This is a genomic window from Nocardia cerradoensis NBRC 101014 (assembly GCF_000308535.1).
Classification (GTDB): domain Bacteria; phylum Actinomycetota; class Actinomycetes; order Mycobacteriales; family Mycobacteriaceae; genus Nocardia; species Nocardia cerradoensis.
Window position 1 is genome coordinate 1 of sequence record NZ_BAFW01000332.1, and the last position, 7324, is coordinate 7324.

8 protein-coding genes are annotated in these 7324 nt (G+C 66.5%); 6 read left to right on the forward strand and 2 right to left on the reverse strand.

Annotation, left to right across the window (positions count from 1 at the left end):
• Positions 1-57 precede the first annotated feature (57 nt).
• Positions 58-882 (reverse strand): sulfurtransferase, encoded by an 825-nt coding sequence (locus ON23_RS28805; RefSeq protein WP_083904298.1) that lies wholly within the window; start codon positions 880-882, stop codon positions 58-60.
• Positions 883-906: 24 nt separating this feature from the next.
• Complete coding sequence (locus ON23_RS28810; protein ID WP_223273863.1) at positions 907-1986, reverse strand: acyl-CoA dehydrogenase family protein; 1080 nt, start codon at positions 1984-1986, stop codon at positions 907-909.
• Between the two features lie 446 nt (positions 1987-2432).
• On the opposite strand from ON23_RS28810, the gene ON23_RS28815 reads away from it, so the two are divergent.
• From ON23_RS28815 to ON23_RS28840, 6 genes are all read left to right on the forward strand, one after another.
• A complete protein-coding gene (locus ON23_RS28815; protein WP_223273862.1) occupies positions 2433-3545 on the forward strand; it encodes an ABC transporter substrate-binding protein in 1113 nt (370 codons plus the stop codon).
• 48 nt (positions 3546-3593) lie between these two features.
• Positions 3594-4451, forward strand: a complete 858-nt coding sequence (locus ON23_RS28820) for an ABC transporter ATP-binding protein (RefSeq protein WP_039782139.1) — start codon at positions 3594-3596, stop codon at positions 4449-4451.
• Positions 4432-5286: an ABC transporter permease gene (locus ON23_RS28825; RefSeq protein WP_039782140.1), complete on the forward strand. Its 855-nt coding sequence runs from the start codon at positions 4432-4434 to the stop codon at positions 5284-5286. Before ON23_RS28820 ends, ON23_RS28825 begins: the two co-directional genes overlap by 20 nt.
• Positions 5287-5392: 106 nt before the next feature.
• Positions 5393-6268: a MetQ/NlpA family ABC transporter substrate-binding protein gene (locus tag ON23_RS28830; protein WP_223273861.1), complete on the forward strand. Its 876-nt coding sequence runs from the start codon at positions 5393-5395 to the stop codon at positions 6266-6268.
• A gap of 60 nt (positions 6269-6328) precedes the next feature.
• On the forward strand, positions 6329-7087 hold the full coding sequence (locus ON23_RS28835; RefSeq protein ID WP_051043513.1) for a YcnI family copper-binding membrane protein: 759 nt from the start codon (positions 6329-6331) through the stop codon (positions 7085-7087).
• Positions 7071-7324 (forward strand): copper resistance protein CopC (locus tag ON23_RS28840; RefSeq protein WP_245556170.1); only part of this gene is annotated, 254 nt, incomplete at its 3' end. The genes ON23_RS28835 and ON23_RS28840, both read left to right, overlap by 17 nt.

Sequence of the window (7324 nt, forward strand, 5' to 3'; positions counted from 1 at the left end):
ACGCGTCTCCGCAGCGTGGTGCGGGGGAGCCGGGCGGCGGTGGCGTCGAGCGCCCCGTCAGCCCGGCTCGTCCCCGCTCGCCACCGGGCGGGTGGAATCGGAACTCCACGCCGAGAAAGAGCCGGGATAGAGTGCGGCCTCGACGCCGAGCGTCGCCAGCGCCAGCACATCCAGGGTGGCCGCGGTGCCGCCGCCGCAGTAGGCGCCCCACTGCGTCCGGTCGCCGGATTCGCCCGCGCCCCGGTATTCGGTGCGCAATGCCTCCGGGGCGCGCAACAACCCGTCCGGCCCGATATTGCGGGCCGCGGGAAGATGCACCGCGCCCGGGATGTGCCCGCCGCCGGAGGCGCCGGAATAGCCCGCACGGTCACGAGCGTCGAGGAGGACACCCGAGCGGGCCAGCGCGCCCGCCGCTTCGGTGTCGAGTACCGGCAGCGAGCCGAGGGTGACGACGAACGAACCGGTGCGTGCCGGCGGCGCCTGATCCCCGACGTCCCCGCCGGCCGCGACCCAGGCGGCCAGACCGCCGTCGAGGTACCGCACATCCGGCACCCCCGCCCAGCGCAGGGTCCACCATGCCCGCGCGGCGAGTGCGGGGACCTCGCGGCTGTACACCACCACGAGAGTGTCGGCGTCGATTCCCCAGCGCCACACGGCATTCTGGATCTGTTCCTCGGTCGGCAGCGGAAACGCCCCCGACCCGGGCGATGTGGGCCCGACCAGATCGGCGGTCAGCGACACCACATGCGCACCCGGCAGACGAGGCGCCGCGTCGACGGGCGGTTCGCGATGCACTTCCAACAGCGTCACAGAACGTCCGCAGGTCGGATACTGGTCACGCAATTGGGTGGCGCTGATGACCACATCGGTAAGTGTGGACATGGCGAGTCCTTTCCGGAGGGGTGGCTATGCGGTGAGTTCGGCGAGCTGAGCTCGCCGCACATCGGCGGACTGACCTTGCACCAGGAGGAACAGGGCCGTGCGCGCGTAGAGCTGTGCGGTGTCGTCGCCGGCCAGCCCGCGGCCGGAGCGGGCGATCAGCAGGGCACGGGTGATCGCCGACAGTGCTTCGCCGACAGCGACTTTCACGGCGAGACGATCCTCGGCCCGGTAGGCCCCACCGCCGTGCGTGCGCGCCTCGTCGGACAAGTCGTAGGCTGTGGTTCGCAGCTGGTCGAACCGCGGTCGCCACACCGCCGCCACCTGTTGCGCCGGTTGCTCCGGCGTCAGTTCCAATTCGCGCAATACGGTGTCGGCCAAGCCGAAATGCTGGGCGCGGGCGTCGTTGGAGACGCCCTGGTCGAGGAAGCGCGCTCGTTCGATGGATTCGGTGGTCAGCACATTCTCCTCGGGCACGAAAACGTCGCGGAGCGCCACCCGCGCCGTGCGGCTGCCGGCGACCGCGCCGAGCGCCAGCGGGCCGGCGCTGTGCAGGCGATCGTCCACCGGGACGAGTGCGGTGACGACGGTTTCGGTGTCCTTCTCCACCGCGGCGACGGTCAGCGCCGAGTTGAGGCCCCAGCCGCTGACCCACGACACGGTCCCGTCGAATATCCAGCCGCCCTCGGCTTTTCGCGCCGCGATGTAGTGGTCGGGATATCGCCGCACATCGCTGACCCCGGCGCCCAGCAGCAACTCGCCGCGCAGAATGCGTTGTGCGAGTGGGGGTATCGGCGCGCCGGTCGCTTCCAGCGTGCTGATCCGCTCCGAGAGCGAGGCGTGCTGGGCCCAGACCAGCCAGGTGTTGAAGCACGCGCCGGCGATGATCTCGTGCACCTGGCGATCTGTTTCACGGTCGACGCCGGCGCCGCCGTAGCGCGGCGGGGCGGTGTGGTTGAGCAGCCCGAGCGCCGCGAGTTCCTCGATGTGCGCGGTGTCGACGCCATCGCGATCGGTCGCGAGGGCCCGCGGTCGCAGCACGGTGTCGGCATAGTCGCGCACCTTCGCGACGAGCGGGTGGTCGGTTCCTGTCTTCGCGAATGTCACTGCGTCCCTTCCTGTCTCTATCGAGGACGCAGCCGCCGGGCAGGCGGCGACCGGCATCCTTCGAGCGAAATTATCGGCCCGGCCGGTGCGAGCGGATCGTTCATGCGAGCGGATCCGCGGCCCTGGGCGCCGTCCGACCTGGTACGAATCGATACTGCCGAATAAAAATTCCCGCAGATTCGAGGTCCGCGCGTCCGCCGGATTCACGGCATCGACAATTTCTGCTACGAGGTTCTCGGCGTTTCCGTCAAGAAATACTTCACATTTCTCGTTCGCCGCAGCTGGGCTCAGGCTGAATTTTTTCGTAGGTAGAAACCGTTGGGGGGCTTACGTTCTGAACCATATCAATTCCCCGGAGTGGCAATCCGGATGAGGACGGTAGCCGGGCCCAGCGCTGGAGAGGTAAATATCGTGAGCGGCAGAACAACGCATCGTGAGGTGCGACCGTGAGCAGAATCGGCGGCAGACGGCTGCTCGGAAAATTGACGGCGTTGTCGGTGGCGTTCCTCGCCGTCCCTGCGCTGCTGGCCGGATGTGGTCTCGGAAAAGACAACGGCGTGGTGTATTTCCGCTTCGCCAACTCGCCCACCGCCCTGTCGCTGGTCAGGATCGCCGACGAGCTGGGGTACTGGGACCACGCCGGGGTGAAGCCGAAATACGTGGGACCGGCCACCGCCGTACCCGCGGTGCAGCTGCTCGATCAGAACAAGATCGATATCGCGACCGGCATGTTCAACGGCGACATCGACGGGAAGGTGAAGGACTTCAAGTTCACCGCCATCGCGTCCAGCATGCTCGATTTGCCGAACGAACCGCATATGGCCTACTTCACCAAGGCCGGTTCGGATATCACCAAGAACAACCTGAAGGCCCTCGAGGGCAGGACGGTCGGTATCTCGGCGACCAACAGCTGTGTCGATCTGGTGATCAAGCAGTATCTGAAGAACAACGGCGTCGACCTGAGCAAGGTGAAATTCCTTCAGCTCAAGGAGGAACTGATACCGCCGGCCATCGAAAAGGGTGAGGTCGATCTCGGCGTGTTCCATCCGCCGCTGGTCGGTGTTCTGTTGAGCAAGCCGGACAAGTTCGCCGAGGCGTTCACCTCCTTCGACGACTGGGGCCCGCAGGGCGGCCAGGCGCCGTATGTCGCGAGCAACGCGTGGCTGCAGAAGAACCCGGCCGCGGCACGGGAATTCGTCGGCATCATCGCCAAGACCGCGAACTGGGCCAACGCCCATCCCAAGGAATCCGCGGAGATCGCGGGTAAGACCACCGGCTATCCGGTGGAGCAGACCACCAACTGGCATTACGCGCCCAACGCCCTGCTCGACAAGGCGAGCCTGCAGTTGTGGTGGGACCTCGTCCGGGATGTGGGCAAACCGCTGCCCGGCTCGGAGAAGCTGAAGCCCGAGGACATCGCGACCAACGCCTTCAATCCCTATGCGAAATCGGCTGATCTGCTCGAATCCCAGGAGCAGAACACCACGATTCTCGACACCGAGCAGAACAGCAAGGTGTTGAAAACCGATCTCGTGGAGATCGCCGGCGCCGAGAAGTGATCGGGCGTTGTCCAGTCCATTATTCGTCCCACAGAGAAGTCGAATGTCATGAGTCAGCAAGTGCTCGTCGAGCAAGTGGAAAAGGATCCGCCGCGGCCCGCGCCCACCGCGTGGAAGATCGAGGCGAAGAGTGTCGGCAAGCTCTACCCGCGCACCGATCGGCGCGCGAAGGAGGCGACCACCGTCCTGGACGGATTCGATCTACGGATCGGCAGCGGGGAGTTCGTCTCGCTGCTGGGCCCCAGTGGATGCGGGAAGTCGACCTTCCTGAACATCCTGGCCGGCCTCGAAACCTACAACGGGGGAGCGGTTTTCGTCGACGGTAAGCGGGTCGAGGGCGTCAACAAGAATGTGGGCGTCGTATTCCAAGGGTATGCGTTGTTCCCGTGGCTGTCGGCGCAGAAGAACGTCGAGGTCGGTCTCAAGGTCCGCGGCGTCGCGAAGGCCGAACGGCGGGAGCGGGCGGCGCAGGTGCTGCGGACGGTGGGCTTGGAATCGGCCGCACATCGGCTGCCCCATCAGCTGTCCGGTGGTATGCGCCAGCGCGTCGCGATCGCGCGCGTGCTCGCCTACGAACCCGAGGTACTGGTCTTCGACGAGCCGTTCGCGGCTCTGGACGCCCAGACCCGCGAATTCCTGCAGAGCGAACTGCTGCGCATCTGGGAGTCCGGAGCCACGAAGAAGACGGTCCTGTTCGTCACCCACTCGATCGACGAGGCGATCTTCCTCTCCGACCGGATCGCGGTCATGACGCGGGCGCCGGGCCGCGTGAAGGCGGTACTGGATGTCGAGCTGCCGCGTCCGCGCGATGCCGCGGTGCGCAGTTCCGAAGATTTCGTGCACATCCGTTCGCGCGTCGCGCGGATCCTCGAGGAGGAGGTGCGCATTGGCAACGACGATCAGTGAGCCGCTGCGTGATTCGGAGGCGCCGACCGATCGGGATCTCGTCCCGCCCAAGGCGCCCAATCCGTGGCTCGCGAAATTCGACCGGCTCCTCTACGGCGTCATCGGTCTCGGGCTGTTCCTGCTGCTGTGGTGGTGGGTGGTCGCCAGCGGCCAGGTCAGCGATCAGTACCTGTCGACACCACAGGACACATTCCGGGCGTTCGTCGACGGATTGAGCGACGGTACCCTGGGCAGCCAGATCTGGCCCAGTGTGCAGCGCGCGGTGATCGGATTCGTGATCGCGCTGGTACTGGGCGTCGCCCTGGGCATCCTGGTCGGATCGTTCCGGATCTTCCAGAAACTCGCCGAGCCGGTCCTGCTGTTCTTCCGCAACCTGTCGCTGCTGGCGCTGCTGCCGGTCTTCGTGCTGTTCTTCGGCATCGGCGAGGAGTCGAAGATCGCGATCGTGGTGTGGGCCTGCTTCTGGCCGATCTTCGTCAACGCGGTGAGTGCGGTGAGCGGGGTCGAGCGGCTGCTGCTGAACGCGGCACGGACACTCGGTGCCGGACGGTTCTACATCTTCACCCAGGTCGTGCTGCCGGCCGCGTTCCCGGCGATCTTCCCCGGCATCCGGCTGGCAGCCGCCAACGCATTCACCGCCCTCGTCGCGGCCGAACTCGTCGGCGGAGCGCAGGGGATCGGCATCTACATCAACACCGCCTCGCTGCGGTATCAGACCCCGCAGATGTATGCCGGAATATTCGCCCTCGGTCTGGTCGGAATCATCGTCAATGCGATTCTGACCGTCGTCGAGTGGCGAGTTACCTCCTGGCAGCGGGGATTGACGAGCAAATAGCGCGGAAAGTACTCGGATGCACAGGACAGATCGGCGCCGGCCGCCCGCAGCGATGCGGGCTCCGGTTCGGCGCAGAATCGCGACGGTCGTCGCCTCGCTTCTTCTCGTGCCTGCCGCTGCGGCCGGATGCGGGTCGGCGACGAAGGTCAGCTACGAACCTGCCGCTGACGACGAGAATGCGCTGGTCGTGTACGTCGACCGCGGCGACGATCGGGAAATCCTCGATTACGCGATCCACAACCTGCTGCCGGATTCGGTGAAGGTGAAACCGGTCGACGCGACCGGCGACGCCAATGCCCGTATCGCCGCCGGCACGGGCGATCTTTCCTACTTCCAGCACATTCCGGCGTTCGAGGCCGACAGCCAGAAGAATTCCTATACGAATCTGAGCATCGTGTCGAAGGTGAACGTGGTGCCCTACGCGGTGTACTCCTCGAAGTGGCGCGATCTGAAAAACACCACCGACTGGGTACACGTGGGATTGGTGCAGGACCAGGTCGCCGGGGTGAGTCTGCCGCACGGCGCCCAGGTGGCGCTGCCCGCGACGCCCACCGGTTTCGCGCGCGGGCTCTACCTGCTGCAGAGTGCGGGCCTGGTGACGCTGGATCGTCCGTTCGGCGGCACCTCGGCGGCGGATCTGACGATCGGTCAAGCGAACGTGCGCGACTCGGCACGGCATCTGTCGTTGCTGCCGTTGAGTTTCGACCAGGATCTCCGATCCATCTATCAGAGCTACGACGCGGTGGTCCTCAGTCCCGAGCAGGCCGCATCGTTGGGGCTGCAACCGGCGAAGGACGCGCTCGCGATCGAGCCGGGGCCCGAAAACCCTTATGCGCATGTGCTTGTCGCGCCGTCACGGCTGGCGGGCGACCAGCGGGTGCTGGAATTGACCCACGCGCTGGAGAGCCCCCGGCTGGCCCAGTTCCTGGCGACGAAATACGGGGGCGCGGATATCGCCGTGGCCGCCGCGGGCGCCAAGTGACGTCGTTCGGAATGCCGGGCCGAAATCCATACGCCGAAACCTCTACATACAAGGAAAACGATGGCAGACAGCGACATTCGCGAGTGGCGTGCGCCCGTACGGAGGCACCTCGTCCGGCGTTGGAGCGCGGCGGCGATCGCGGCCGCGGTGCCGCTGGTGGCATACGCGGCTCCGGCCGCGGCGCACGTGCAATCCGACGGCACACCGGTGACCAAGGGCGGCTACGGAGTCGTCCACCTGATCGTGCCCGGTGAATCCGCCACGGCGAATACGGTCGGGCTCACCGTCACCATCCCTGCCGGTGTGGATCTGAAATCGGCACGGACACAGCCCATTCCGGGCTGGACGGCGTCGATCGAACGGGATCAGGCCGCCGGTCGGGTGACCAAGATCGTGTGGAACGCGAATACCCCGTCCGACGGTTTCGGCACTACGCAGTATCGCGAATTCTCGTTCTCGGCGGGCCCGTGGCCGAAGGCTGTGGATTCGGTCGCGCTGCCGTCCGATCAGCGGTATTCCGACGGTTCGGTGGTGTCGTGGAACGAGACGGCCGTCGACAAGTCCAGCGAGCCCGAACATCCGGCGCCCGTCGTGCCGGTGACCGCGACCGCCGCCGGACATTCCGACGACGGCGGTCATGCCGTATCGGCGGCGAACACGTCACCGGATCGGCACGACGACGCCGCCCTGCACGACGGGGGCGAATCATCGCCGAGCGGATGGTGGCAGGCACTGTCGGTGGTGGCGCTGCTGCTCGCGGTCGCGGCGGGTGCGGCGGCGACACTGGCATTGCGGCGCGATCGTGAGCCTCGATCCTAGGGGGGCGCTGCGGTGCTGGTTCGTCCTGCTCGTCGCGATCGTGGCGCCGGTGTGGGCGGCCGGCGCCGCCTCCGCGCACGCCGTGCTGGTGTCGACGACACCGGAATCGGGAACCCATGTCGACACAGCGCCGGGTGAGCTGCGGCTGCAACTCGACGAGCCGGTCACCCTGGTCGCGGGCTCGGCCCAGCTGATCGACAGCGGCGGACAACGATTCGCGCTGTCCGCCGCCCGGCT